Origin of the sequence: Paenibacillus sp. Marseille-Q4541 (assembly GCF_018310695.1) — a bacterium.
GTDB lineage: Bacteria > Bacillota > Bacilli > Paenibacillales > Paenibacillaceae > Paenibacillus.
The window spans coordinates 75,184-101,345 of the sequence record NZ_JAGXCY010000017.1 but is presented as its reverse complement, the minus strand read 5'-3'; the positions used below and the strand labels follow the sequence as shown (position 1 = coordinate 101,345).

The following is a 26,162-nucleotide window of genomic DNA, read 5'->3' as shown; positions in this document are numbered from 1 at the left end:
TCGTCAGCAACTTTTATATCATATCATGTCCGGTTTAGAAATGCAAGCTTTTTTTTGAAGTTTTTCGACTTCGTTAGAAAAGCAGGTTATTCAGTGTATTGCTTACTGGCTAACTTTCTTGGCCGGAATTAGAATATACCATGCTGATAAGTAGATTGCAACCCTTTTTTCTAAAAAACTATTAAATATAATTCTATCAGATTCATAGACTCAAGAATCTTCTTTATAATATGCGCGTTCCACTCCTCATCTTCAATCACAAATACAACTACCGCTCAACAACTTTCATATAAAGAATCACCTATGCATCATCTACATTTCTATTATATAGAAGAAACAAAAAAAAGCCTCACTCCGGAGAGCAAGGCTATAACTGACTATCCACTCTATCTTTATTCGGAACCGATGAAGATGTATCTTGCAAGAACGATAACAAACAAGATCCACATCAACCAATGAATTTTCACTTTGCGGCTTGTTGCTACAGAAGAAAAAGCAGCAAGCACAACATAAGAGATAATACCTAGTGAAATGCCGTTAGCAATACTGTTGGTAAATGGCATCATAACAATCGTCAAGAATGCAGGGAAAGCTTGCAGGAAATCATCCCATTCAATGTTTCGAACCTGACTCATCATTAGCACACCTACGATAATAAGAGCAGGTGCAGTCGCTGCAGAAGGTACTATTAATGCTAACGGAGCAATGAGAAGTGCTAGGAGGAACATAATACCTGTCGTTACAGATGTCAGTCCTGTACGTCCACCCGCTTCTACACCAGCTGAACTTTCTACAAATGCCGTAATCGTACTTGTACCAAGTACAGCACCCGCACTGACACCGGCTGCATCAACGAGCATCGCCTTACCGACGATCTTCTCGCCTTTCTCCTTGTCTTTCATTAGCCCCATCCGTGTAGATGTCCCTACCAAAGTACCGAATGTATCGAACAACTCTACAAAAGTGAAAACAAAAATGATTTCAAATAATCCAAGTTTTAGTGCACCCATAATATCCAGTTGACCTACTGCAAGACCACTAAAGTCAGGAATCCAGCTGGATCCGCTAAGTCCACTCAAATTCGTTACTCCCATTGGGATACCAATGATCGTAGTAGCTACGATACCGATCAGCATAGCGCCTTTCACATTAAGTACCATAAGCACTGCGATAATAAGCAGACCAATGAGAGTAAGAATAACGTCTGCGTGCGTAAGATTACCAAACGCAAGATTGAAACTTCCACCCGCTACAGGATGTGCTATATCTGTTCCAGGATTTACGTTGGCTACAACTAAGTTACTTAACTTAAGTCCAATTACCGCTACAAACAGCCCAATACCTACAGTAATAGCCGTTTTAATACTATCTGGTACTGCTACGAGAAGTTTTTGACGAATCTTTGTTACGGTCAGCAGAATGAACACTAGACCTGAGATGAAGACCGCACCTAGCGCAGCTTGCCAAGTAATTGTACCATTCGAGCTCAGTACAACCGTCATAAAATATGCATTAAGACCCATACCCGGGGCTAGAGCAATCGGAACATTAACGAACAGTCCCATCAGGATCGTCATGAGTCCGGCACCTACAGCTGTTGCAAAAAAGACGGCATTATCTGGTATACCCGCTCCACTTTCCCCTAAAAAGATCGTGTTTACTATCAGAATGTACGCCATGGTCATAAACGTAGTTAAACCTGCAATAACTTCTGTTCTGACATTTGTCCCGCGTTCCTTTAATTTAAAGAAACTCTCCATAATCCGAATATTCCCCCTTAGAGATAAGTCGGTTAACTTCAAAACGACAAAAAGCCCTTCAAAGAAATTGATCTTCAAGGGCTTACGCTAAAAGGATACGCTGGAATCCCTAAAAGCACCATCATCTTATTCGCCCTAAGCGACCAGATATTGGTAACAGTTAGTGAGTTCAGTAGCATATCTTCTTTCGTAGCCAGATCATTAAGGTGATCTCGTAGAAACTCTCAGGCCGATTCCCGAGATTATACGAAAAAGCATGTGTTTATTAGTTTTTCCAAGTTTCATTCTAGGAGGGATAGATAGGATTGTCAACAAAAAAATACGAATGATTCAAAGTTACTTTGTATGTAACGTTCGTATCTTTCATTTTTACGAAAGTCGTGAAAACAATAAATCTTTTTTCATGAAACTAAATTATGTATGAAGAGATATAAAATAGAACTAAAAAAAGAAGCCGCAAGTCTAGGGCTTCTTCTCCTTAGCCTATGAAACAATAAATGATGTAAATCTACCTATATCACGTTTCTGCGGGGCCATATTCAAGCATCTCTGTTCAAGTCTCAGTTAGGATTTATATGCATTTAATTTTATTTTAGAGAACTGCTGTGGTATATAAAATTTATTATACATTAAGGGATAATCAGCCTCTGTTTTATTGTAAAGAGTTTCTAGCAGTAAGAAACACTCGTTTTGACCCATTAATTTTTCCTTCGGATCAGCTAGATTAACGGTATGTGTATATTTTATTTCAATATCCCCATGGTTAGCGATTGTATAGGCTTCATTCTCTAGAAATCCCAATAGTTGTTCCTTATTATCGAGGTCCAAAGATAAACTTTCTACTGTTTGCATAGACATAAAAGTAAAGGCATAAGCAAGTAAATCACTTCCCTTTCTATACAAACGTTCTAAAGCTACAACGGTAGATGAATCCCTCTTTAGAACTTGTTTCGTATGTTCCGTTTGCGGATCCAGCCGATAATGTAAATCAATTTGGTCAAAGGTACTTATATGGCATTTATGCATGGGATTGCTTAGTTTTTCTAATTGAACGTCCTTTTGTTTATAGAAAGATTCCAGTACAAAGTTTCCCTTACCACGTATATTTCTCACTAATCCATCGTCTTGTAAAAGGACTAAAGCTTGTCTTAACGTTGCACGACTAACCCCTAGTTCTCTTGCTAAATCAGGCTCTGAAGGAAGCTGACTGCCTACGCGATATTCTCCTTTCGTAATCTGGAGAAGAAGCTCGTCATATACATTGATATAGAGTGGACGTTTCAATTTATCTATATTATTAGTATTCATTCGTTTAGTGTCCTTTTCTATAAATTCAAAGTGTTACTAGAATGGTTTATTGGCCAAATGGAAAAGAAATCACATCCGTATTTTGACCCATTATGACACATCATTTTCTAGACGACAAGAAATGTCATTCTCTTCCTCAATCCATTTTTTTTGGGTCGAAGTTGGACACAAGGACACTCATTTTGTCTAAATCAGAAATTGTACAAACCTCCAAAAAAGATTTTTGGAGGTTTGTGCATAATCAATTATTTAAGAAATTTCAAGAAAGACTCACCGTATTCTGGCATATCCACTTCAAAATTATCTGCTATGGTTGCACCAATATCAGCAAATGTATCATTTTCAGGCAATTTTCCACTATCCTTTAATTGCTTCGAATAGGCCAATACAGGAATAAATTCACGAGTATGGTCTGAACCAGGGAAAGTTGGATCATTCCCATGGTCAGCCGTAATAATTAATAAGTCATCTTCGCGGATGGAATCTAATACCTCATCTAATCGCTTATCAAATTCCTCTAATGCTTTACCGTACCCTTCGGGATCACGACGATGACCGTATAAAGCATCGAAATCAACTAAATTCAAAAAGCTCATTCCACTAAAATCTTTATTAATGACTTCAAGCAATTTATCCATACCATCCATGTTATCTTTCGTACGAACAGATTCCGTAACGCCTTCGCCATCGAAGATATCATTGATTTTTCCAATAGCGATTACATCGTAGCCTCCGTCTTGTAGGCTGTTCATGACCGTTTTATTAAAAGGTTTTAATGCATAGTCATGACGATTGGATGTTCTCTTAAAGTTCCCTGGTTCACCTACATAAGGTCGCGCGATGATCCGGCCGATCAAATATGCAGGGTCTTTCGTGATTTCCCGTACTTTTTCACAAATATCATATAGCTCTTCAAGTGGGATGATTTCTTCATGAGCAGCAATTTGCAGAACTGGGTCAGCAGATGTATAAACGATCAGATCCCCTGTTTTCATCTGATGTTCGCCGTATTCATCTATAATCTCTGTTCCACTTGCAGGCTTATTCGCTACTACTTTTCGCCCTGTTATGTCTTCAATCTGTTTAATTAATTCATCTGGGAATCCATTTGGGTACACGTTAAATGGCTTATCAATATTAAGACCCATGATCTCCCAGTGACCAGTCATTGTATCTTTACCCACTGATTTTTCTTGTAATTTAGTGTAATAAGCAAGAGGTTTCTCCGCTTTCGGCACCCCTACGATTTCTTCAATATTGGACAGACCCAATCTCGCTAGGTTAGGCAGTTTTAATCCGTTCATGTGTTCTGCAATGTGTAATAGAGTATGGGAACCAACATCATTGAACTCAGCCGCATCTTTTCCTTCTCCAATTCCGACTGAATCCATGACGATCAAATGTACACGTTTAAATTTTTTCATAAGACTCTCTTCCTTTCTCTAGTTCTGTGGAGTACGTTTATCTACTTTACGACCTAATAATAACCAGAACAATACAATCGATACTACAGCAATCGCTGCAAGAATAATGATGATACTGCTATAATTCAATGCGGTTGGTTCATCTGTTATAAAACGTAAGAATTCGAATTGTAAATCCTTCTTATCGATCAACAAAGCGGAATAGGTAAAACCAACGGACATCGCGATATTGAGACATAAATTGTAGAATCCGAGTGCAGTTCCAGATTTTTCAGTTGGTACATTTCTAAGGCTAATATCGATAAGCGGAGCATACAACAGTGCAAAACTGCAAGAAAACAAAATTAGAGATATAACGAATACCACGATGGATGCTTCTATGAAGAAGGCACCAAGCAATAAACTAACTAAAATTAAACTAAAGGCTAGATAAACACATTGCTTACTGTTTAAATACTTTCCTATTTTACCAGATAGAGCACCAACAAATGCAGCTAGTAAACACGCAGGAATGAACATTAAGGACACCGTATCTAGTTTAATGTCATATACGGTTGTTAGCAAAAACGAAAGTGTGTTCAGCGCATAAGCAGAATATAGCGTATTAATGATAAATGCGACCACTAATGCAAATAAAAATTGTTTATTTTTAAAGAAATCAATGGTGATAAAAGCATTCTTACTTTTGCTAATATAGAGTAAAAACGCAATCACAGAGACAATAAAGAGTATGAACAGTCCCCAATTGAATGAAGACATATATAGCATAATAGAAGTAGCAATTATCGCAACGATGAAAAGTCCGATAAAGTCTAGATTATTCTTCTTATTTTCTTCTTTTGGTAAATACTTAAGAATAGAAGGTAACAGTAACAAACTGAGCAAAGGAATTAGAAACAAGTTTTGCCATGCTAGATACGTAACAACAAATCCGCCGGTTAATGTACCAATAACGGTAGCAAGTTGGAAACTACTTGTACTATATCCCATATATTTTTTCTGTTCTGCTTCAGATGCATATTTCGTAATGAATACGAGGTAAAGGGTTTCTGTTGCCCCTAACCCAGCAGCCTGGACAATTCTCGAAAAAACAATTAACCAATAATTCGTATGTGTAACATAACCAAGTAAAGATCCTATACAAATGAGTAAAATACCTGCCGTCAGTAGATTTCGTATACTGATCGAATCAGATAGAGATGAATAAACGACTGCTCCAATACCAATGACTAATCCTGCAAGCGTCACTTGCCAGCTTACCGTACTTGCTGAAACGCCAAAATACTCTACTAAATCTGGAGAGATAATCTTAAACGAGTTATCGATTACGAGTGAGAAAATCATTAAGAGCAATATAACCGGAACGATTTTCCCTAAGTTAACTGCCGGTTTATTTTCAGCTGAACTATTCATAACATACCTCCAAAATCTCCTGCTGCATAATACAAAGATGAATAATAGCGCTTACATATATGGCGTAGAAGAAAAACATCTTTTTTCTTCTTAAGCAACGGACCGGAAAATACCTTTGTTATTAAAGGCTTCCTTCACTTACTCCACTAAGGGCATAGTGAAGGAAGCCTTATCTAGACTTTTATATCATTTACTTTTGTATGAAAGAAGTAGTTTACGCTAACTCTAAGGCAATCTCCATCATTTTAGTGAATGCAGTTTGGCGTTCCTCAGGAGTTGTTCTTGCTCCAGTAATTACATGGTCACTAACAGTTAGAATACATAGTGCATTTACACGTGCTTGGATGGCATTCCAATAAAGTGCTACAGATTCCATCTCAACTGCTAGTATTCCCATCTCGCGCCATTTATCTTTCGCTGTTGGATCCGCATTGTAGAAAATTTCACTTGATAAAATATTTCCGATATGAACTTTTTGACCTTTATCATCTGCAATTTTCTTTGCTTTTTGCAAAAGATCAAAAGAAGCAGTTAGTGGATATTGTCCAGGCAGATTAAATTGATGACCGTAATTGGAATCTGTTGCGGTTCCCATACCAAAAATAACATCATAGAGTTCAATATCTTCTTGCATTGCACCACAAGTACCAATTCGGATTAGATTCTTAACTCCAAATACATTGATTAATTCCCAAGAATAAATCCCCATGCTTGCTGGTCCCATGCCGGTACCCATTACAGAGATTTTCTTCCCTTTATAAGTGCCCGTGTACCCGAGCATTCCTCTTACTTCGTTAAAGCACTGGTAATCTTCTAGGAAGTTTTCTGCAATAAACTTTGCTCTTAAAGGATCGCCAGGCAACAGAACCGTTTCAGCTATTTCTACTCCGTTTGGTTTAATATGAGGTGTCTCTTTGGTAGTAATCATTTTCATCTGCTCCTTTTGTAGAAAATATGCTAGTTTTAACTTGTATGTTTTTTAGACAAGTAAAATTTATCATAACTTTTCGGTTTATGCAAGCACTTTCAAAGAGTCGTATAAAAAAAACACTCCCTTTTATTTGCTATATAACGCAAATAAAAGGGAGTGTTTAATTATTCATGCTATTAACGCCACAAACCCTTATAGACCAAGGATTTGTAGTTAATTAACAATATCAAATATTTATTCTATTCCCACTCAATCGTTGCAGGTGGTTTGGAAGTCACATCATAAACGATACGGTTTACGTTATCCACTTCGTTAACGATACGTACTGAGATTTTTTCGAGAATATCCCATGGGATACGCGCCCAGTCTGCTGTCATTCCATCGATGGAAGTAACTGCACGAATACCTACGGTATAGGAATACGTACGAGCGTCGCCCATAACCCCTACACTCTTCATGTTAGGAAGCGCCGTAAAGTACTGCCAAATTTCACGATCAAGACCTGCTTTAACAATCTCTTCACGTAAAATATAGTCAGAATCACGAACAATTTTCAGTTTCTCTTCTGTTACTTCACCAAGTACACGGATCGCAAGACCTGGTCCTGGGAATGGTTGACGCCATACGATCTCTGAAGGCAATCCACATTCTTCGCCGACTTTACGAACTTCGTCCTTGAAGAGTGCATTCAGCGGTTCAATGAGTTCGAACTTCATATCTTCAGGAAGTCCGCCTACATTGTGGTGAGATTTGATCGTTTGCGCAGTAGCCGTACCGCTCTCTACGATATCTGTATAAAGCGTTCCTTGTGCTAAAAATGCGAAATCATCAAATTTGCTGGATTCTTCTTCAAATACGTAAATAAATTCGTTACCGATAATTTTACGTTTTTGTTCTGGATCTTCTACTCCTGCTAGCTTGGACATAAAGCGATCACGAGCATCAATTTTAACCACTTTCATATCGAATTTACCTACGAAAGTTTCCATAACGCCTTCTGCTTCACCTTTACGCAAAAGACCGTGATCGATAAACATACAAGTCAGTTGGTCACCGATCGCTCTGTGGATCAATGCTGCAACTACCGAGGAATCAACGCCGCCACTCAGGGCACAAAGTACTTTTTTATCGCCAACTTGCTCACGAATCTCGCGAATCTTGTCGTCAATAAAAGTCTCCATGCTCCAGTTACCTTCACAACCACACACGTTATAGAGGAAGTTACGAATCATGTCGTTACCATTCAATGAATGGCGCACTTCTGGGTGGAACTGAACTGCATACAGTTTACGTTCTGGGTGGCTCATTGCTGCAATCGGAGCACTTTCCGTTCCTGCATCAAGTTTAAATCCTGTTGGCAAGGAAACAACGTGGTCTCCATGACTCATCCAAACGGTTTGATTCTGTTCGAGACCTGCTATCAGGTCAGAACCTGCGTTAAAAAGAACATCTGCCTTACCATACTCACGTTTATGAGCACGTTCTACTTTACCCTCAAGTTGATGGGCCATCATCTGCATACCGTAGCAAATACCGAAAATCGGCAAGCCCAGGTCATACACAGCAGGATCTACATGCGGTGCATTCTCAGCATAAACACTGGAAGGGCCGCCGGAAAAAACGATACCTTTTGGAGCAAGTTCACGTATTTTCTCTGCTGGTGTGTTATATGGAAGCAGTTCACTGTATACTCCGAGATCGCGGATTCTTCTTGCGATTAATTGGTTATATTGTCCCCCGAAATCTAGAACAACGACAATTTCATTTGGCTTTATCATTACCGTGCCTCCCTCAATTCAATGAGACTAATTATACTGGGCGACAAAACCTGACGTCAAGGAAAGCTCGTTTTCTTCTTATTAATAAAATATTGTCAAAAAAAGTCTTCTCACCTAGACGAGGATTCTGCTATCTTTCGCCAGTAAATAAACAGCGCTTTCTTTACAGGAATTTAGCGATACGCAGGCAGCGCTGTAAAAAAGCAGTGCTCTCGCCGCGGGAAGGGCCAGCTGGTCCATAGACCAGGGCTTCCCAGTCCGCGGCGAACCGCCGTACCTCATCGCGTACGGCGTCATCCATAACGGGCAGCGCTGCGATATATTCCCGCAGCGTAAGCCCACTCTCGCGCTTGCCATAGCGCTGCGCGAGCAAGTCCCAAACCGGAGCGCCGATGTGAAGCAGGCGATCGCGGTCTGGGAAGGCACGGCGCGGCCAAATCAGCCGCAGCCGGAGCCGTAAGGCGGGGCCATATGTACGCCCCGCCACAACCACAGCCGTGAGCAACAGCATTACGGCTGCAGTCCATGCCAGTACATGCGGCTGAACTCCGCCAGCGATCCATGTACGTAAAACATCGATCCAATCGCTCGCTGTTTTTTGAAATCCACTCGTCTTCGAAATGCCGGCTTCTGGTTTATCAACGGTAGACACAGCTTGCTCCTCGGGTGCCATTTCAAAACCCGGGGTTGCTTCAAAGGGAAACCATCCGGCCCCCGGAAAATAAACTTCTACCCAAGAATGCGCATCGGCTTGAGTGACCGTATACTTGCCTGATTGCTGCTCATCACGTTCACCAGGCGCAAATCCCTGCACGTATCTGGCAGGAATCCCTTCACTTCGAAGTAGAATAACCATAGCTGTAGAAAAATGGTTGCAGTATCCTTTTTTCGTTACAAATAGGAAGTCATCTACAAAATCCTTATCAATCCCAGGAACTCGTGTGTTTAGTGTATAAGTATAGTTTGTTTTTAAATACCGGGACACGGACATAACCGCATCATACCGATTGTTTGTACCGCTTGTAATGGAAGCTGCGAGATCCTGAACTCGTTTCGGCAAACTAGAAGGAAGCTGAAGATCTGTCTTGCGGACGGAAGCTGGATCTTCTCCTTTTGCTTTACGAAGCACTGTCAAATCTTGAACAGGCAGTAGCACATCCATACTGTAATTCTGAACAGGTTCGGTTAATTGTTTATCATCAAATCTCAAGTTTCCCGAAGAAGGGTCGCTCCATATATAAAGGCTAGAACCATTTTTATCATGTCCAGACAGATGATTCTCATTCGTTGTACCGTCTCCGTTAACATCGTTAAATGATAGGCGCAAAGGTACTCCCCCGGCAAAGATATCCGATCCTCCCTTTGCTGGCTCCTGAAGAGTAATCGTCTGTTTTACCAAACGAAAATATGGATTTTCTTCAATCTCTTCCTCCCTAATTCTTCCGTTCGTGCTAATGTACTCATAGGCTTCAAATGCTGCTCCCGCACGCTGCCAACTTCTGCCGTCATAGATACTTCGAGATTGCCCTCTCCAATAGGCGGGAGTAGGACTCGTCGCCGTAAAATAAACTGCATTGCTTTGCACAAGCGGTGCTCCCATATCCCTCCCGGCTGGATCGTAGCCCGTAGTAGCAAAAGTAGCTGCTGCATTTCGATCTGGCTTAGAACTTGCCCACTCAGAAACCTTATCCCAAATACTTGTAAGTACTTCACTATCTCCCGATTTTGCAGGGATCGCAGAAGCAATGGATGTCGTCGTAAATGTAGTCATCAGTACAATAGCAACTGCTGTTCCCGCCCAGTTTACATGTGGTTTTTTGCTCGCGATAGACTCTTCCACTATTCCTAATAACCTCGGTAGCTGCAATAAAGACTGCAACAATAAAAAACAGCATACAGTCCGAATCATTCCGCCGGGAGAGTGAATACCATTCAATAGCTCCATGCAAAGTAAATAAACGACGGTAACTATACCAAACAAAAAGACGGTTCGCAGCTGAATAGCCAACATCTGAACAGAAGTTACAAAAAGCGTCCATCCTATGACGATGGTAAGCGCTCTTGATTCCTCACTGACATCACGAAAATGCCCAGAGCCCACCCAACTCTCAATGTCCTTTTGAAGCGTATTTCCATAATCCAGTACCCATGTCTCTCCCGCTGATGGCAGCAGCATCCACCACAGGCCAATCAGTGCACAAACTACTCTCATACCAATCGTATATTTCAAAGAAATTCGCAGACTCCCGATAAAAAGCAGTACAGCCGTAAGGATGATCATTGTCACCATAGAAGGAGAAAGATGAGATTGCTCTCCTATACCTGCAGGCATAAACCAGTCTATAAACATGATGTATAGTAAAAACGATACTCCCAACCGGTACAGCCAGGGTTCACTATATCCGTTTGTTTTCACGCTTACCTCAGTCGATACCACACAAGTTCCTCCTCCCCTTTACGTCAGACACTCTCCAAAATAGATGGTACCGCCTGTACCCAGATTCGTTCCTTTTCCAGTTCAGCCGCCAAGAAATGTTCTTTGACTTTCTGCGATTTGTGCTTCTTCTTCCAATCTGTCATCTCATAAAAATGTACCCGTAATCCTTGCCTACTGAGCTCTTTTGCCAGCTCTACGTTCTGTTCATTCAAACAACCTGTTACCACATAAACTTGTGAGCCAACAGGAAAGGAGTGAGTGCTTGTGGTAGGCCAAACCATTTCTACACTACTCCCTGCGAGTGAACGATTCTCCTTGGCATTCCTCTCCGTTTTCCCTTCCGGTTCCAGTCGTGACAAATAATCCAATTGATTAATTAGCTTCTCGTTTGACCCATTCATTGATTCCTTCGTCTTCGCCCAGTGGCAAGTATGTCTTCCTGCTTGAGTAGAATAGGTAGCTATATAGGGTGAAATCCCATTGTTATATGCCTTTTTCAGAGCAACAGCACAAAGCGAAATCGCAGTATCATACGCTTCCCATGAAAGCTCATCTAAACCATCTTTGCCCTTGTACATATAAGAGTAAGCTTCATTATCCAAAATAAGATATAGCCTGTTTGCTTGGCTTTCTTCTGGAATGCGGACTTGTAACTTGCCCCGTCTTGCCGAGCTCTTCCAATGAATAGAGCGGAGAGAGTCTCCCGTGTTATACTCCCTCACTTCATAACCTTTCCATTCCTCTAGGTAGCTGCTTCGGGTTCGTTGTCCATCTTGCGTTTTCCCATACTCTTCCTGTGAGTCTGTATAATGTGGATGAAAAGATGGATGGACAATGAATTCGCCTGGCACTTCGACCTGTTTACTTCGAGTAAACCAACCAAATGCATCCCCCCAGGTAATTTTGCAGTGTTCAAAGGAGTATACCCCCCGGTGAATTGCCTTTAGATGATAAGAATAGGAACTTTGATAATAGCGTCTGCGGGGAAAAATGATATGTGTATGTTTAAAAGGGACAGCCTCCTCAATCTTCAACCACAATAAGGGGATCTTGGACTCTACCGTTACCTGAATTCGCACCTCAGCCTTCTCTCCTGCAGTAACCCGATTTGGCTGAAAGTCTCTCGATATATGTATCCTGCTTGGACCGACGATCTGTGCAAAGATGCCGTAGCCAGTAAGGATGATACAGCATACAATCAGGAACAGAAGGGTCTCTCCACCCTGTAATTGATATACGAAAAAAAGAAGGCTTGTGATTAGCAACATAACCAGTGGACTGATAAATGTTCTCCACATATGCTTATCCCCTCATTCTTGAGGACTGTACGGGAACAGGTAATTGTTGAAGCAAAGAAACGACAATCCGCTCTGCATCCGAGGATTGCAAGAGTTCATAGCGAGTACGTATTCGATGAGACAAAACGGGTAAAGCAACTTCTTTCACATCATCAGGAATGACATAAGTTCTTCCATTCAAATAAGCAGCTGCTTGAGAAGCCATCATCCACGCAAGACTTCCCCGTGGGCTGATTCCGAGCACCAAATCCTTGTGTTTTCGCGATGCAGCAGCAAATTCAGCGATGTATTTTTTTAATGAAGGATCGACAAAAACACCAGCAACTTCACGTTGCATTTTAACAAGTTCTTCTGCTAACATAACGGGTTTCACAGGGGAAATAGACACAAACTCCTGCCGATTCATAATCTCGATCTCACCATCAATATCCGGGTATCCTAAACTCAGCTTCATAAGAAACCGATCCAATTGTGCTTCAGGAAGACGATAGGTACCTTCAAACTGTAGAGGATTTTGGGTAGCCAGTAGCAAAAATGGACGTGGCAAAGCATAGGTAACTCCATCCACTGTAACGTGCTTCTCCTCCATTGCTTCAAGTAAGGCAGACTGAGTTCGAGGTGACGCGCGGTTTATTTCATCACCTAAAATGATGTTTGCCATGATAGGTCCAGGACGATACTCAAACTCTCCAGTCATCGGTTTATAAACGGATGTTCCTGTTACATCAGAAGGCATGACGTCAGATGTAAACTGGATTCGTCCAAAATTCGCGGATAGACAGGAAGCCAGTGTACGAATCAACCTTGTTTTTCCTGTACCAGGCACATCCTCCAGCAATACATGCCCCCCGGAGAGCATAGCGATAAGAATTAACCTAATTTCTTTCTTCTTACCAACAATAACGGTCTCCACACGCTGAATTACTCTCTCAAGTAGACCAGAAGCATATTCACTAGATTTCATATATTCCATGGCGATAACTCCTCCTTAATCCACAGTCCTACTCACTTTTTGTTCACTCTATTTTTGCTAGTATTCCCTTTCATAGAGTAAATAGACATAGGAAGCACAACAAAAAAGGCCTGGAGAAAAGCCCCAGACCTTTTTTGTAAAAAATGCATTTTAGATTATTTAGATGTATCTTTCGCCGGTTGTTGCTCTTCGACTTCTTTGATTGCATTTTCATCATCCGAAATTTCTTGCTTAGAAGACAGGAACCATCCAAGTGCAGCAATAGCCACTAGAACAAAATAGAATGATCCCTTCCAGATGGCATTATGCGGGAAGTGAGAATCAATTACAGCTACATCAGGGTGTGCCAAAGTGATTACTGCAAGCTTAACCCCTACCCAACCTACAATTAGGAAGGCAGCTACTTCAAGACCTGGACGCTGTTGCAACAATTTAACGAAAAAGCTTGCTGCAAAACGCATAATGATCAGTCCGATAAAACCGCCAAGGAAGATGACAATAAATTGTCCTCCGTCCAGTCCACCAATGTCTGGAAGTCCACTAGGCGGCAACGCTACGGCCAAAGCTACCGCAGCCAGAATCGAATCGACTGCGAAGGCAATATCCGCAACTTCTACTTTGAAAACCGTCATCCAAAAACCGGATTGTTTCTTTGGTTTCTCTGGTTTTGCTTTTGCCTCGTCTGTCTGCTTTCTTCCTTTGAGGAAGTGCTTGACTGTGTGGTTGATGGAGATGTATAGGAGGTAGATCGCTCCCAGCGCCTGTACCTGCCAAACATCGACCAAGAAAGAGATAAGGAACAGTGATCCCAGACGGAAGATAAATGCGCCAAGCAAACCGTAAAACAATGCTTTTTTACGTTTTTCTTCAGGCAGATGTTTAACCATGATTGCAAGGACTAGTGCATTATCTGCAGCAAGTAGTCCTTCTAGTACAATGAGTACCAGTAGTACCCATCCATACTCTAAAAATAAATCCATAAAGCATCCTCCTAAAATAATTTAATAAAAACAAAAAGACCTTTGCCGGCTTGGCAAAGGTCTCCATCAAAAAAGAGACCTCTACCACAGAGTGTGGTAAAGGTCTCGCTAACAACGAATGGTTGCCAACAAAGCCGGGGATTTTCTCCCGAACTGACGACTTTGCTGTAACAGCTACTCCCCTTTATTCACGTTCCTGCTTAACTGATATGATGATCAGCTAAACCGTGTAATAAACATATAAAAATCAAAGCTTGAAGTCAAGAACTATTTCAATGGGATAAATATGATTCAACTAGCCTTTACGATTAGTTCACCTTGATTACGCTCGATGGATTTCACCGTATAATTTGCGGCTGAAAGCAGATCTCTCAAAGAGACCCATATGGCACCAGACTTCATCTCTACTCGCCCTTCTTCCCCGGCAAGTAACTGTTTGTCTGGATTCACTTTAATCTCATTTCCAGCCCATGTTGCGGTAGCGATCCGATCTGCACCGTTCCACTTCACTGTACCTCCATATCTCTCCACAATAACTCTAAGCGGAACAAGAAGCTGATCTTGCTTTTCCTGATATTCACCAGGCGCAAGTTTAGTCACAAGTTTACCTGCTTCAATGACAAGCGAAGGCCCAGCACCAAATAAAGCGCGATTAGGAGCGATATGATTATTTATCCATTCTTTGCTTGGCTGAATCTTCTTATCGGTAGAACCTTGAGACTTAACTTTGAACTGGACCGGTTTCTCAGCAGGATCAAGGCTTGCAAACTCATACTGCTGTGCTTGATAATACTCTATTATCGCTGGCAAAGCTTTGACCGTCTCTGCATGGTTTCCTCCATCATGCATTAGCACAACCAGATCCCCACTGGCAGTTACCTTGGTTGCGTTTTTAATAATTTCTTTGGCGGGAACACCTTTCCTCAGTGAATCACCACTGTCCACATTCCAATCCGTAACGGTGTAACCCGCTTGCTCCATTAAATCGAAATAAGTGGAATCAAAATGACCTGATGTTCCTCCAGGTGCTCGAACGAGTTGTGGTCTTTCCCCCGTGATCCGTCTCACTGCTTCCTCTGTTTGTTTGATCTGATTCCAGAAATCTGGGAAAGAGCCATATAACTCATCATATTCGTGATCATAAGTATGATTTCCAATAACATAACCATTTTCATACATACGATTAATTAATTCCGGGTATATTTCTACTTGCTGACCGAGCACAAAAAATGTGGCTGGTACATCATATTTGTCGAGAATATCCAGCACTTCTACTGTATGTTTGCCAGGGCCATCATCAAAAGTTAAAAATACTTTGTTACGCTTTGATTTTTCTGTTGAAGTTGAAGCTGCACCCAATCCCTGTTTTGATCCAAGAGGACCTTCATTATTTTTATTAGTATTGTAAGAGGTACGTACTTCTTGAGATTGGTCATTTTTTTCTTGCTTCGAATGAGTCATCGTTCTATTTAACACGGTATGTACAGCTAGTGATGCAGTTTCTACGCTCGCCGAATTAACTGCTTCCTGAATATTCACTGCCTCCGAATTCACAACGTTTGAAGGGACAACGTTTCCCGTAAGCGCAAATAGTAAAAGAATGACCAGCCCAGCCATTAATTTATAACTAAAATTCTGCCATTTGTTTTGTTTTGCTAACCTTTTCATTTCTTTTCGCCCCCATCACTTTTATATGAAATCTTCTTCATAGAATTTGAGATTCACACAATTAATCTATGAGGGCGACTAGTAAAAAAGACTACTGTATCCTCTAAATTTAAAAAGAGATTTATAGGTTCACAGAAGTACGTTTAGATTCCCGTATTTGATGCTGAGTTCCCCTATTTGATAGAGGTCTTGTACATACATACTGATTAAGACATTATCCACACTATTAGGAATAGGAATCAGCAATCTTTTTTATCTCCCTTACGTTTCAGACCTTCGTCTGCGGGTTGAAGAATAAATAAGGAAATTAAAAAAACCGCCTCTGTAAGAGTCGGTTTGGTTTGTTCTATATAGGCAATATAGGAAATCTCAACTATGGTTGCTTTCTTACATTTGTTTGATATATTCCAGCGCTTCTTCTATGTGACCTTTGACTTTCACTTTCCTCCATTCTTTAACCAATATGCCTTCTTCATCAATAACAAATGTCGAACGCACAATACCCATGTATTCTCTACCGTACATTTTTTTTAGTTGCCACACATCATACAATTCAGCAACCTTATGCTCTTCATCCGATAACAGGAGAAAAGGCAATTCATACTTCGCTATAAACTTCTCGTGTTGTTTCAATGAATCTGTACTTACTCCTAGTATTACTGTATTCAAATCTTCGAAAGTGGCATGTTCATCCCGGAATTGGCAAGCTTCAGCCGTACAACTGGACGTCATATCCTTTGGATAGAAATATAATACAACGCGTTTCCCGCGGAAATCAGACAGTTTTATCTCTTCCCCTCCGGTCGCATGTAAGACAAAATCTGGCGCTTTTGAACCTATTTGTATATTCATGATGCATGTCTCCTTTGAAAGATACAAAACTCTTATCAATTGATTGTATCCGTAAAAAAAATTATAATGTAGAAATGTCGTATGAAAATTGTGTTAATTAATTCAAAATTATACCACAACACTTCTGAGCAGGCAGTCAAACGGCCCGTTACACAACCGGTTTTATTCCTTATTATGGAAAGGAAGAACGTTAAATGACCAGGAAGACTAAACGAACTGTATGGACGGTTCTAGCAGTAATCGCAGTTACTGCCGCATTACTCGCAGTTTATTATTTTACTTCTGTTGTGAACGAACTGCAAGATTTGAACAAAGAAGGAGAAGATTCCCCCTTCTATAATGTAGAGAAAGTCGATCAGGAAATTACCCCCGATCCGCCAAAATGGGAAGGCAAGGAGCCTGTTAACATTTTGCTTATGGGTGTAGATGCCAGAGGTCTTTCAGATGGTGAAGTGCCTAGATCCGACACGATGCTCGTTGCCTCACTTGACCCAGTCAGCAAAAAAATATCACTCTTCTCCCTCCTACGTGATACATATACAGAAATCCCCGGATACGGAAGAGACCGAATTAATACAGCGATTACCCATGGCCCGAATGTAGCTATGCAGGCGGCGGGTGACCTGCTAGGAATTCCGATCCAGTATTATATATACACCGATTTTCAAGGTTTCATTGAACTCGTTGACGCCGTTGGGGGCGTTGATTTTGAAGTAGAAAAAGATATGAGCTATGTGAGCAAGGCTGATAACCATGAGTATGACATTGATCTAAAAAAAGGCATGCAACATCTCGACGGTCAAAAAGCATTGATGTATGTTCGTTTCCGACATGACGCTATGTCTGATTTTTCCCGAACAGAACGTCAGCGCGAGCTGCTTAAATCGATCGCAGATAAAATGCAGACAACAACTTCTATAGCAAAACTACCATCCATTCTTAGTGAAGTTAATCCATACATTGATACAAATCTAACGCTTAATGATATGTGGAAATTAGCATCTGTGGGCTATCAGAGCAGTATGCAGGCAAGTGAGCAGGTCCCGCCTATGGAACTTCTCGTCGAGGAGCGAATTGGTGGTGCAGCTGTCCTTACCGTTGGAGATGAGGATGAGCTCAAATCGTATATTCAAGAAATCCTAAACCCGCAGGAACCGGAACAGGATAACAAATCCACCATCGATAAATCTGCAAGTGGAGAAGAACAATAAAGATACCTTTTAGAGCTATGGTTTCAGAAAAAGGAAATGTTATAATAGACAAGAACTTGTTAGGGCAGCGTAAAGCTGCCCTTTTACATTGTATATACCATAGGTCATAACTTGTTTCAAAGAAAGGATGAATACAAATGAATCGTTCCAAGTCTGAACAGCATTATGCAGAAGCACTTGAACACATCGTAGGAGGCGTTAATAGTCCTTCCCGTTCGTTCAAAGCCGTTGGCGGCGGAGCCCCCGTCTTCATGAAGCGCGGAGAAGGTGCTTATTTTTACGATGTAGATGATAACAAATATATTGATTACCTCGCTGCATACGGACCTATCATTACTGGTCATGCACACCCTCACATTACAAAAGCAATTACAGAAGCAGCATCCAACGGTACGCTTTTTGGAACGCCTACCGAGCTTGAAATCAAATTAGCGAAAATGCTAAAAGAAGCGATTCCTTCCATGGACAAGGTTCGTTTTGTGAATTCAGGAACGGAAGCAGTAATGACGACAATTCGCGTAGCGCGTGCTTATACGAAACGTAATAAAATTATTAAGTTTGCTGGAAACTACCACGGTCATTCTGACCTTGTGCTCGTCGCTGCTGGCTCCGGCCCTTCTACTCTGGGCATACCAGATAGCGCTGGAATTCCTGCAAGTATTGCACAAGAAGTTATTACCGTTCCTTATAACGATCTTGGTGGCCTCGAAGAAGCACTGCAAAAATGGGGTCATGATGTAGCTGCCGTTATGGTAGAACCGATCGTTGGGAATTTCGGAATGGTCATGCCAAAACCGGGTTTCCTTGAAGGACTTTGCAAGCTGGCACATGATCACGGAGCACTCGTTATTTACGATGAGGTAATTACCGCATTCCGTTTCCATTACGGCTCGACGCAAACCTATGCAGGGCTTGAAAACCATGATTTAATTAAACCCGACCTTACAGCACTTGGTAAAATCATTGGCGGCGGTCTACCTATCGGTGCCTATGGCGGATCAAAAGAAGTTATGGAGCAGGTAGCTCCGCTCGGACCTGCGTATCAAGCAGGAACAATGGCTGGGAATCCAGCTTCCATTTCGGCCGGAATCGCTTGTCTTGAAGTACTTGCTCAGCCTGGTGTATATGAAGAGATGGAACGTCTCACGATTAAGCTGACAGAGGGAATACAAGCTGCAGCAGATCGGCACGGGATTCCGCTTACAATTAACCGTATTCGCGGCTCGTTCTCGACTCATTTCTGCGATCATCCAGTGACTGACTATGAAGAAGCTCAAGATACCGATGGTGAAGCTTTTGCTTCCTTCTTCCGTCATATGCTGAACCGAGGAATCCACCTCGCTCCTTCCAAATATGAAGCTTGGTTCCTTACGACCAAACATACGGATGCTGATATTGATGAAACGATTGAAGCAGCAAATGCATCATTTGAAGCTATGGCTAAAGAAAAATAAATTCAATGCCAAAAGGACAGCCTCAGGTTTTATACCTAACAGCTGTCCTTTTTTTCATATATATTTATATTGAATACCTTCCTAAACCAGAATGGCGGTTCAAACTAGACGGGGTAAGCCATCACACTCATCAGCGCAAGTTCCGGCTGGGTTGTATCCAGCCTGCTGTATTGGACAATGACGGGAGTATCACTTTCCACCATAAGAGCATAAGGTACACCTGGTGGGATGAACTCCCCATTTACCTTCAGGCCCGCCGTCCTTATATGATAGGTGCGCCTTGCAGATACGATAACCTCGATCTTCTCTAGCGGATCCCGATCTTCAAAAAAAACGGCAATACGGAGATGCGCATCCTGACTTCCTGTATTTAAGACACAGATGCTTTCGTGACTCTCAAGCACTCCGCTACTCTTTGGCGGAATATACCCATCGGGAATCACCCATACCGTGTTACCTTTGGCCCCTTCTGCTATTTGTGCACTCATCTAGTATCCCCTTCCTACTATCCTAGGTACTTGTTTCTATCCTTAGGCGTTATTCATGAACGTAAAAACATGGAAAGCGGATGGATCGCAAGCTCTGAAATAGATGTAGCAACAATCTTGGCCATTCTTCTTGCACCGCGCTGAGAAAAGTGCGTATTGTCTTCCACTCCAGCAGGAAAATGGACATACTCCCCAGGCCAGGCCCATAAAAAATCAAGTTTACTGCCTTCGACTCCTGCCTCTTCAAACAGAATTTTGCTTTGGGCAGCCAAATCGATCAGAGGTACTTTTTCCTGATCTGCAAGTTCCTTCATCGCGACGATATAATCCCCATGAGTATCCATCAGAGAGCCATCTTCTTGAAAGTATCTGCGATGAACGGGAGTGATGAGCACTGGGTGGACCTCACGTTCTCTGGCAGCATGAATGTATTTGCTCAGGTATTCTTGATAGGTTGTAAAAGCCTTCGTTCCCCTGAGCGCATCTGATTTCTCGTCATTATGACCGAACTGAATAAATAAAAAATCACCCGATTTGACTCTACTTAGAATGGCATCTAGCCTGCCCTCTTCAATAAAACTTTTCGTACTTCGTCCCGAATAGGCATGATTATCTACAGCAACATCATGTTTGAAAAAAGCCGGAAGCATCTGTCCCCATCCAGCATACGGATACCCTGAAGTAGGCTGATCGCACACAGTGGAGTCTCCTGCAATGTAAACCGTCAGTGTCGAACCTGCTTCCATAATTTCCAGAGCATTAATTCTAGGAGCTGCACCTGAGAAAGAAAGTTTTAACGATTCACCTTCACGCACCACAACACTGAACTGTTCCTCGATCCATTGTCCAGGGTGTGTATGAACAGGCGGTAACATCAATCTTCCTTCACCCGCCCTAATACTCGTTCTGGATTCCGTATTTTCATCACCCATCAGTGCATGGACACGGTAGGTACCTTGGGGAACATCAAGCACAAAAACCGCATTTAGTGGGATGCAAAAACGATCCTGAAGTTGTGTCCTGACAGAAGAAACCTTTGATGAAGAAACGATAGATTCAATCCGTTCGTGTGATCGATCTCTCCCATAAACACTATGTATGGATTCAAATCCGTAGCCGGTTTCTGCACTATAGAGTGTATCAGGAAGAACCTTCGTATAACCTTCTGCAACAATTCCAGGACCAAAATCAAATTTGTAATGATTCATGAAGTGAGCTCATCTCCTTTCTTCTTCCTTCCCTTACCTCGCTCTGCTTCGAAAATCAGAGGGGGTAACCCCGGTCCACTTTTTGAAGACCTGACTGAAATACTGTGGATTCCCTCCAAAGCCGAACCATTCTGCAAGTTCAAAAATTTTGGCATCCTGATCCTTCTGCCGCATATAGCTACATGCCTGCTGTATCCGATATTGATTCAAATACTGTGAGAAACCCATTCCCGTAATTCGTTTGAATACTTTTCCGAGATAATCAGGGTTCATATATAGCCTTTGTCTTGCAATTGTACTTAGCGAAATATCTGAATCTGCATAATGACGATGAACAAGTTCAAGCAATTGATATACGATCACAGATTGTCTGCTGACCGCCTCCAAGTTTTTGTCTTTTGAAATGAGGGAAGAAGGATCTAAAAATGAATAGGGTGAACCCTGACTCTTATGTTCCATTCGCAGTAAATCGTTCATGTACAAAAACCCCTCCTTTTAAGGAACAGTACATTGTGTACGAAAAACACTCTCTGCTGTCTTCCTTGAGAAAAACTCATCAAAGATGGATATAGTCAATCATTTAACATCTACCTAAAATATAATTGTAAGCGTTTTAAATTGTAGGCAGAAAAAGATACCCCGTTACCTCCTCCATATTTATGAATTGAAATTTGGAAAAATAACAACTTACAACATTTAAATCTGTGTTTACCTTTAAATTTCTTTATTTTGATTATAAACCCAATTCCTGTATGTTGTACAGTTTAGATTTGATTAAAATAAAAAAAGACAATCCCTAGGGATCACCTTTTTTTTATTTTGGGGTTCCCCCCTATCATTTATGGATTAATAAAGACCGTTTTTAGTTTGGATTGGTACTGCACATCAAAACCAAGCCCCTCCGCAACAAGTGCAAGTGGAACATAGGTTTTGGATTCCTTGCCAACTTTCTGTAAGAACGCAGGGGTAGTTACTTGGATTGTTTGCCCGTTCACAAGTGCGGTCTTCGCTCCCATTTTGATCTCTACTGCTTGATCGCCGTATGTGATCACCGTCGATTTTGCATTGTTGTTCCACACAGATTTCGCTGAAATGGCATCTACTATATCTTGTATCGCAATGTAATTCTGATTTTTCTTTAGTACAGGCTTGTTAGGAGTGGTAAGCAGCTTGCCGCTCACAATGATATTCATAGGCTCTTCCGCATCAGGAACCTGTAACTTCACATAATTCCCCCAGATGACTTTGGAGAATACCTCCGCAATTGCTTCATAACCGTATTGATTCGGATGAAAGTCACGATCACTGATCATATGTGTCATCGTTCCTTCTCCACCGACAAACTCCTTCGCAACATGAGCTACTTTCACCTTCACTCCTTGTTCATTCAGCTGAGTAGCAACCCTATCTACGGTTTCGGTAAATAAAGAAGTTGCTTCCATCAGTTTGTTATAGAGAGCTTCATTTCCCACTTTAGGCAACGGCTGATACTGATCAGCTATAACAAACAAAGCATCCTTATTTAAGGAATGAAGATGGTTCACAGAAGAGGTTACCTGTTCCGAATAACGGGTCAGCAGTTCCTGCACTTTCTCGCTCAGCTGTTCGTTAGTTAAACTGTTTCCCGTCACGAGTAATTCTGAAACATCATTTCCTCCAATCGTAATGGCAATGACATCCGCTGCCGCAACCTCTGTCTGAATTTGCTTCATCTGATCCGTAATATCTTCAACTCTTGGATCGGGCAATTCTGGTTGAATTGCCTCAGAAGATATTTTTTCTCCCTTACGAATGGCATCCGCAAACTGATTAAGTCCGGATGTCTTCAGCCCAGCGATTCCGTAATTATTGACTTTCGTACGACCATGCAGCAACGCTTGTTCCTCAAGTCTTTCTACATAACCATAAGGATTCGTCTTCAAATCCTCCATACCTGGTTCATATCCAACCGTAATCGAGTCTCCCAAAGTTACCATACGGAACTCTTTCGTTACACCCTGTGCCCCTGCTCCTACCTGCCCTGTTCCTAGGATAAGCATAATGGCAATAAGAGATACCGAACTTTTTCTTAACACCTTGCTAACTTTTGCCCACTTCAACATAGATCATTTGTCGCCTCCCTTACATAATTCCTTATTTTACCACTCAGGAGGTGATCACTGATACAAATAAAAAAGAAGTTCCCTCAACACCTGAGAGAACTTCTTTTCATTTTAGATTATAGATTTCTATTCTTTTTTCTCGGAATTCGTGTTTTTCTCTAGCAGATTCTCAGAGGAAGAACGACTCGCTTTTTCCATATAGGCATCATAACGATCGTCTACTTCTTTTGCCATACTACGAAATTTAAGTGTCTCTTCTAAGATGGGATCAAACTCGGTCTGAATTCGAATTTCGTATTTAGGAGAAACTTGCTCCCTTTCCCTTTTCTCACGATCCCCGTAATCGGGTTCGCCTTCTGTGAGCATATCGCTCAGCTTCTTCTCTAGTTCATGTGAATCTTTCACATCAACAAACCTCCTTCATTCGTCCCCTGCGATGCCTGTAGCTTTCGCTTCTTTCAGCACAGTAATCAGTTCATTATGCAGCGTTCCGTTACTAGCTGTCACATGACGGACGGACAAATCATAAGGATGCCCTATTGTGTTCGTAACCATACCGCCGGACTCCTGAACGAGCAGAGCACCTGCTGCGATATCCCATGGGTTCAGGCCAATTTCGGTATAAGCACTCAGTCTGCCAGAGGCAACATATGCAAGATGAAGGGCAGCAGATCCTCCTGCTCGTAAATTACGCACTTTTGGTGCCAACGCCTGCACTGCCGCCATATTCACAGGGAGGGCAAAGCTTGGATCTGGTGGAAAACCAACTGCCACAAGTCCATCGGAAAGATGCTCTTCTCCCGAGACTTGCATACGGTTTCCATGCACATATGCCCCTTTTCCTTTTTCAGCTACAAACAGTTCGTCTCGAATTGGGTCATAAATAACTCCAACAATCACTTCGCCGTGATGTGCGAGTGCAATCGATACAGAGAAAAACGGAAAACCGTGAACAAAGTTCGTTGTACCATCTACCGGGTCTACAATCCATAAAAATTCTTCATCCTGCACAGCCTGTATCGCGAGGCTTGAAGCCTCCGGTCCTGGCTCTACTCCCTCTTCACCGAGAATTGCATGATCCGGAAAATGGGTCATAATGAGTCTGCGGATCATTTGTTCTGCACCTTTATCGACTTCGGTAACAAGATCCTGTGAAGAATATTTTGTCGACATTTTTAGGTTGGAACCAACACGGCTCTTAATCCATTCACCTGCTTTAGCAGCAGCATTAATGGCAACTGCGGTATAACTCTTACTTGAAACTACATACGGAATCTTCTGATTCTCATTCAAAACTATCACACTACTTTCCTCATATCTAAAAGAACATCATTATAGAGATTCAACTTACTATAATAGTAACGTTTCACAGCCACATCCGTTACCTATAAATCGCCCAAATTCACAAATTTGTGCGATATCAAGTTCAGGGATGTAAGCGAATCGAAGCGCCGTCCAGTATTTCTATACCTTCACCAGAGAATGTTTTGAAGGCGTCCATGAGCCCAAACAACGCTTCATCCTTACGTTTGGCTTCAATCATGACATCTAAGGCAGGCGTATCCGTGGCAATCTCCCGTAAAAAAGTAAGCAGCGGTTCCAGTTCGACACCATCGGCATGACTGCGAATGTCTTTTTCATTTTTCGGACTGGAAATATGCACTTTAGGAGCAAGAGGTACTGTCACAGGGGCATCCGCCTGAGCGAAAGGAGTTTTCCAGGTATCCAAAATCTCTTTCCACAGCTCCCAAGGCTTCTCTCCTTCATTATTTACCCATTGATGATGAATATCTAAAACCATAGGAAGACCTGTTTTCTTACAGACAGCGAGTGTCTCCAAGGCATTGAAAGTCTTATCATCATTCTCTAATGTAATTCGATTCTGGATATCCGGAGTAAGTGTATCAAAATTTTCAATAAAACGTTCGGCTGAGCGTTCTTTGTCACCGTAAGCTCCCCCGATGTGTATATTATTCTTCGCAGTAGCATCTAGTCCCATCGCATCCAGCATCGCCTTGTGGTGCTGCAGATCCCGGATGGAACTTGCTAGGACATCTTCGCGAGGCGTACTGAGCACGGTAAAATGATCCGGGTGAAAAGAAACTCGCATCTTATTTTTTTTCACAAAATCACCTACCTCCTCAAAAGAAGGGGTGAGCACTTCAAAGGGGTTCCAATCCTGTAAATCCCCATGTGTTGCCAGTGGAATCAGTTTCGATGAGAAACGGTACACCTTGATCTGACTGGCCAAATTGTGTCTAAGCAGCCGAAGCGTATTATGTAGATTTTCGGCAGCAATACGTTCTAATTTACGAATGGCTGCTTCCCTGTCTCCAATTTTATTGAAACTGGCCATTGTCATGGTTTTGGAAGGCGAGGCATTGCTCACCATAACGGACATGGCCACATAACCGAAGCGTACTATCATAGTGATCTATTCTTCCCTTCAAGGTAACCCTAATAGTACAGATTATACCCGTAAGGGACCGGTTAAAAACCTGTAGAATAAGCTTCTACTACTTCGTTTGCTCCCCAAAAAACATTTCATCCGCAAGTTGAGTCTGAATACGTGACTCTTCTTCTGTCAGTTTGCGTTCAAGAATCATTTCAACCTCCGTAACCTCTTGATTCTGAAAATTAATTTCGGCAATGCAGCCCACAATTTTCACAATCGCAACCGCCACGTTATCTGGAGTGTAGGCAATTACTTTTTGACCCGTTGGAAAAACACGAAATCCTTGTTTGACCATTTTGCCTCGTCCGTATTCAAGGAGCTCGTACAACTCCTGCTCACTTTTAAACTTGCATACCGAATTAAATTCAGTCTGAAATCCCATCGTGATTCCTCCTATATAATATGTATTTGTAGTTATAGCA

The 26,162-nt window shown here is 41.8% G+C and carries 22 protein-coding genes and 1 riboswitch; of the genes, 2 read left to right on the top strand and 20 right to left on the bottom strand.

All coding sequences use genetic code 11. From position 1 onward, the window contains the following. Nucleotides 1-392: 392 nt before the first annotated feature. The 12 genes from KFT32_RS16925 to bcp all read right to left on the bottom strand — a co-directional run bounded on the left by KFT32_RS16925 (nucleotide 393) and on the right by bcp (nucleotide 16,822). Nucleotides 393-1,760, bottom strand: coding sequence for an NCS2 family permease (locus KFT32_RS16925; RefSeq protein WP_211748410.1), 1,368 nt, complete (start codon nucleotides 1,758-1,760; stop codon nucleotides 393-395). A gap of 170 nt (nucleotides 1,761-1,930) precedes the next feature. Next, nucleotides 1,931-2,030, bottom strand: a riboswitch (purine riboswitch). A 294-nt stretch (nucleotides 2,031-2,324) separates the two neighbouring features. Further along, nucleotides 2,325-3,068: a GntR family transcriptional regulator gene (locus KFT32_RS16920; RefSeq protein ID WP_211748409.1), complete on the bottom strand. Its 744-nt coding sequence runs from the start codon at nucleotides 3,066-3,068 to the stop codon at nucleotides 2,325-2,327. Between the two features lie 245 nt (nucleotides 3,069-3,313). Further along, nucleotides 3,314-4,492 carry a phosphopentomutase gene (gene deoB / locus KFT32_RS16915; RefSeq protein ID WP_211748408.1) on the bottom strand — a complete coding sequence of 393 codons (1,179 nt, stop codon included), beginning with the start codon at nucleotides 4,490-4,492 and terminating at the stop codon, nucleotides 3,314-3,316. An 18-nt stretch (nucleotides 4,493-4,510) separates the two neighbouring features. Beyond that, nucleotides 4,511-5,905, bottom strand: a complete 1,395-nt coding sequence (locus tag KFT32_RS16910; protein ID WP_211748407.1) for an MFS transporter — start codon at nucleotides 5,903-5,905, stop codon at nucleotides 4,511-4,513. A gap of 214 nt (nucleotides 5,906-6,119) precedes the next feature. Further along, nucleotides 6,120-6,833 (bottom strand): purine-nucleoside phosphorylase, encoded by a 714-nt coding sequence (gene deoD, locus KFT32_RS16905; RefSeq protein WP_211748406.1) that lies wholly within the window; start codon nucleotides 6,831-6,833, stop codon nucleotides 6,120-6,122. 242 nt (nucleotides 6,834-7,075) lie between these two features. After that, on the bottom strand, nucleotides 7,076-8,614 hold the full coding sequence (gene guaA / locus KFT32_RS16900) for a glutamine-hydrolyzing GMP synthase (RefSeq protein WP_211748405.1): 1,539 nt from the start codon (nucleotides 8,612-8,614) through the stop codon (nucleotides 7,076-7,078). Between the two features lie 163 nt (nucleotides 8,615-8,777). Then, nucleotides 8,778-11,051, bottom strand: coding sequence for a transglutaminaseTgpA domain-containing protein (locus KFT32_RS16895; protein ID WP_211748404.1), 2,274 nt, complete (start codon nucleotides 11,049-11,051; stop codon nucleotides 8,778-8,780). 23 nt (nucleotides 11,052-11,074) lie between these two features. Beyond that, the gene (locus KFT32_RS16890; RefSeq protein WP_211748403.1) at nucleotides 11,075-12,349 is read right to left on the bottom strand and encodes a DUF58 domain-containing protein; all 1,275 of its coding nucleotides are present in this window, start codon (nucleotides 12,347-12,349) and stop codon (nucleotides 11,075-11,077) included. A 4-nt stretch (nucleotides 12,350-12,353) separates the two neighbouring features. Then, complete coding sequence (locus KFT32_RS16885) at nucleotides 12,354-13,313, bottom strand: AAA family ATPase (RefSeq protein WP_211748419.1); 960 nt, start codon at nucleotides 13,311-13,313, stop codon at nucleotides 12,354-12,356. Nucleotides 13,314-13,477: 164 nt separating this feature from the next. Beyond that, nucleotides 13,478-14,302, bottom strand: a complete 825-nt coding sequence (locus KFT32_RS16880) for a TerC family protein (protein ID WP_211748402.1) — start codon at nucleotides 14,300-14,302, stop codon at nucleotides 13,478-13,480. Nucleotides 14,303-14,593: 291 nt separating this feature from the next. Further along, nucleotides 14,594-15,970, bottom strand: coding sequence for a polysaccharide deacetylase family protein (locus KFT32_RS16875; protein ID WP_249435940.1), 1,377 nt, complete (start codon nucleotides 15,968-15,970; stop codon nucleotides 14,594-14,596). Between the two features lie 387 nt (nucleotides 15,971-16,357). Continuing rightward, nucleotides 16,358-16,822, bottom strand: coding sequence for a thioredoxin-dependent thiol peroxidase (bcp, locus tag KFT32_RS16870; RefSeq protein WP_211748401.1), 465 nt, complete (start codon nucleotides 16,820-16,822; stop codon nucleotides 16,358-16,360). A gap of 194 nt (nucleotides 16,823-17,016) precedes the next feature. Here bcp and KFT32_RS16865 point away from each other — a divergent pair, with 194 nt between their 5' ends. Together KFT32_RS16865 and KFT32_RS16860 are read left to right on the top strand one after the other, a co-directional pair. Further along, nucleotides 17,017-18,033, top strand: coding sequence for an LCP family protein (locus tag KFT32_RS16865; protein WP_211748400.1), 1,017 nt, complete (start codon nucleotides 17,017-17,019; stop codon nucleotides 18,031-18,033). Between the two features lie 137 nt (nucleotides 18,034-18,170). After that, nucleotides 18,171-19,487, top strand: coding sequence for a glutamate-1-semialdehyde 2,1-aminomutase (locus KFT32_RS16860; protein WP_249435939.1), 1,317 nt, complete (start codon nucleotides 18,171-18,173; stop codon nucleotides 19,485-19,487). A gap of 104 nt (nucleotides 19,488-19,591) precedes the next feature. Here the strand turns inward: KFT32_RS16860 and KFT32_RS16855 are convergent, their stop codons facing one another. From KFT32_RS16855 to KFT32_RS16820, 8 genes are all read right to left on the bottom strand, one after another. Next, nucleotides 19,592-19,975, bottom strand: coding sequence for a sensory rhodopsin transducer (locus tag KFT32_RS16855; protein ID WP_211748399.1), 384 nt, complete (start codon nucleotides 19,973-19,975; stop codon nucleotides 19,592-19,594). A 53-nt stretch (nucleotides 19,976-20,028) separates the two neighbouring features. Beyond that, nucleotides 20,029-21,183: a rhamnogalacturonan acetylesterase gene (locus KFT32_RS16850; protein WP_211748398.1), complete on the bottom strand. Its 1,155-nt coding sequence runs from the start codon at nucleotides 21,181-21,183 to the stop codon at nucleotides 20,029-20,031. 33 nt (nucleotides 21,184-21,216) lie between these two features. Continuing rightward, on the bottom strand, nucleotides 21,217-21,660 hold the full coding sequence (locus tag KFT32_RS16845; protein ID WP_211748397.1) for a helix-turn-helix domain-containing protein: 444 nt from the start codon (nucleotides 21,658-21,660) through the stop codon (nucleotides 21,217-21,219). A gap of 362 nt (nucleotides 21,661-22,022) precedes the next feature. Then, nucleotides 22,023-23,285: an SGNH/GDSL hydrolase family protein gene (locus KFT32_RS16840; RefSeq protein ID WP_211748396.1), complete on the bottom strand. Its 1,263-nt coding sequence runs from the start codon at nucleotides 23,283-23,285 to the stop codon at nucleotides 22,023-22,025. Nucleotides 23,286-23,411: 126 nt separating this feature from the next. Continuing rightward, nucleotides 23,412-23,690: a hypothetical protein gene (locus tag KFT32_RS16835; RefSeq protein WP_349304920.1), complete on the bottom strand. Its 279-nt coding sequence runs from the start codon at nucleotides 23,688-23,690 to the stop codon at nucleotides 23,412-23,414. 15 nt (nucleotides 23,691-23,705) lie between these two features. Further along, the gene (locus tag KFT32_RS16830; protein WP_249435943.1) at nucleotides 23,706-24,578 is read right to left on the bottom strand and encodes an inositol monophosphatase family protein; all 873 of its coding nucleotides are present in this window, start codon (nucleotides 24,576-24,578) and stop codon (nucleotides 23,706-23,708) included. Between the two features lie 133 nt (nucleotides 24,579-24,711). Continuing rightward, entirely contained in the window at nucleotides 24,712-25,713 is a 1,002-nt protein-coding gene (uvsE, locus tag KFT32_RS16825) for a UV DNA damage repair endonuclease UvsE (protein ID WP_211748395.1), read from the bottom strand. A gap of 88 nt (nucleotides 25,714-25,801) precedes the next feature. Next, nucleotides 25,802-26,122 (bottom strand): hypothetical protein, encoded by a 321-nt coding sequence (locus KFT32_RS16820; protein ID WP_211748394.1) that lies wholly within the window; start codon nucleotides 26,120-26,122, stop codon nucleotides 25,802-25,804. Nucleotides 26,123-26,162 lie beyond the last annotated feature (40 nt).

Coding starts and splice junctions, on each gene's coding strand:
- KFT32_RS16840 (WP_211748396.1), bottom strand. CDS start 23,285: ATGTTGAAGTGGGCAAAAGTTAGCAAGGTGTTAAGAAAAAGTTCGGTA.
- KFT32_RS16890 (WP_211748403.1), bottom strand. CDS start 12,349: ATGTGGAGAACATTTATCAGTCCACTGGTTATGTTGCTAATCACAAGC.
- KFT32_RS16865 (WP_211748400.1), top strand. CDS start 17,017: ATGACCAGGAAGACTAAACGAACTGTATGGACGGTTCTAGCAGTAATC.
- KFT32_RS16860 (WP_249435939.1), top strand. CDS start 18,171: ATGAATCGTTCCAAGTCTGAACAGCATTATGCAGAAGCACTTGAACAC.
- deoB (WP_211748408.1), bottom strand. CDS start 4,492: ATGAAAAAATTTAAACGTGTACATTTGATCGTCATGGATTCAGTCGGA.
- KFT32_RS16820 (WP_211748394.1), bottom strand. CDS start 26,122: ATGGGATTTCAGACTGAATTTAATTCGGTATGCAAGTTTAAAAGTGAG.
- deoD (WP_211748406.1), bottom strand. CDS start 6,833: ATGATTACTACCAAAGAGACACCTCATATTAAACCAAACGGAGTAGAA.
- guaA (WP_211748405.1), bottom strand. CDS start 8,614: ATGATAAAGCCAAATGAAATTGTCGTTGTTCTAGATTTCGGGGGACAA.
- uvsE (WP_211748395.1), bottom strand. CDS start 25,713: ATGATAGTACGCTTCGGTTATGTGGCCATGTCCGTTATGGTGAGCAAT.
- KFT32_RS16920 (WP_211748409.1), bottom strand. CDS start 3,068: ATGAATACTAATAATATAGATAAATTGAAACGTCCACTCTATATCAAT.
- KFT32_RS16875 (WP_249435940.1), bottom strand. CDS start 15,970: ATGAAAAGGTTAGCAAAACAAAACAAATGGCAGAATTTTAGTTATAAA.
- KFT32_RS16845 (WP_211748397.1), bottom strand. CDS start 21,660: ATGAACGATTTACTGCGAATGGAACATAAGAGTCAGGGTTCACCCTAT.
- bcp (WP_211748401.1), bottom strand. CDS start 16,822: ATGAATATACAAATAGGTTCAAAAGCGCCAGATTTTGTCTTACATGCG.
- KFT32_RS16910 (WP_211748407.1), bottom strand. CDS start 5,905: ATGAATAGTTCAGCTGAAAATAAACCGGCAGTTAACTTAGGGAAAATC.
- KFT32_RS16925 (WP_211748410.1), bottom strand. CDS start 1,760: ATGGAGAGTTTCTTTAAATTAAAGGAACGCGGGACAAATGTCAGAACA.
- KFT32_RS16855 (WP_211748399.1), bottom strand. CDS start 19,975: ATGAGTGCACAAATAGCAGAAGGGGCCAAAGGTAACACGGTATGGGTG.
- KFT32_RS16885 (WP_211748419.1), bottom strand. CDS start 13,313: ATGAAATCTAGTGAATATGCTTCTGGTCTACTTGAGAGAGTAATTCAG.
- KFT32_RS16850 (WP_211748398.1), bottom strand. CDS start 21,183: ATGAATCATTACAAATTTGATTTTGGTCCTGGAATTGTTGCAGAAGGT.
- KFT32_RS16880 (WP_211748402.1), bottom strand. CDS start 14,302: ATGGATTTATTTTTAGAGTATGGATGGGTACTACTGGTACTCATTGTA.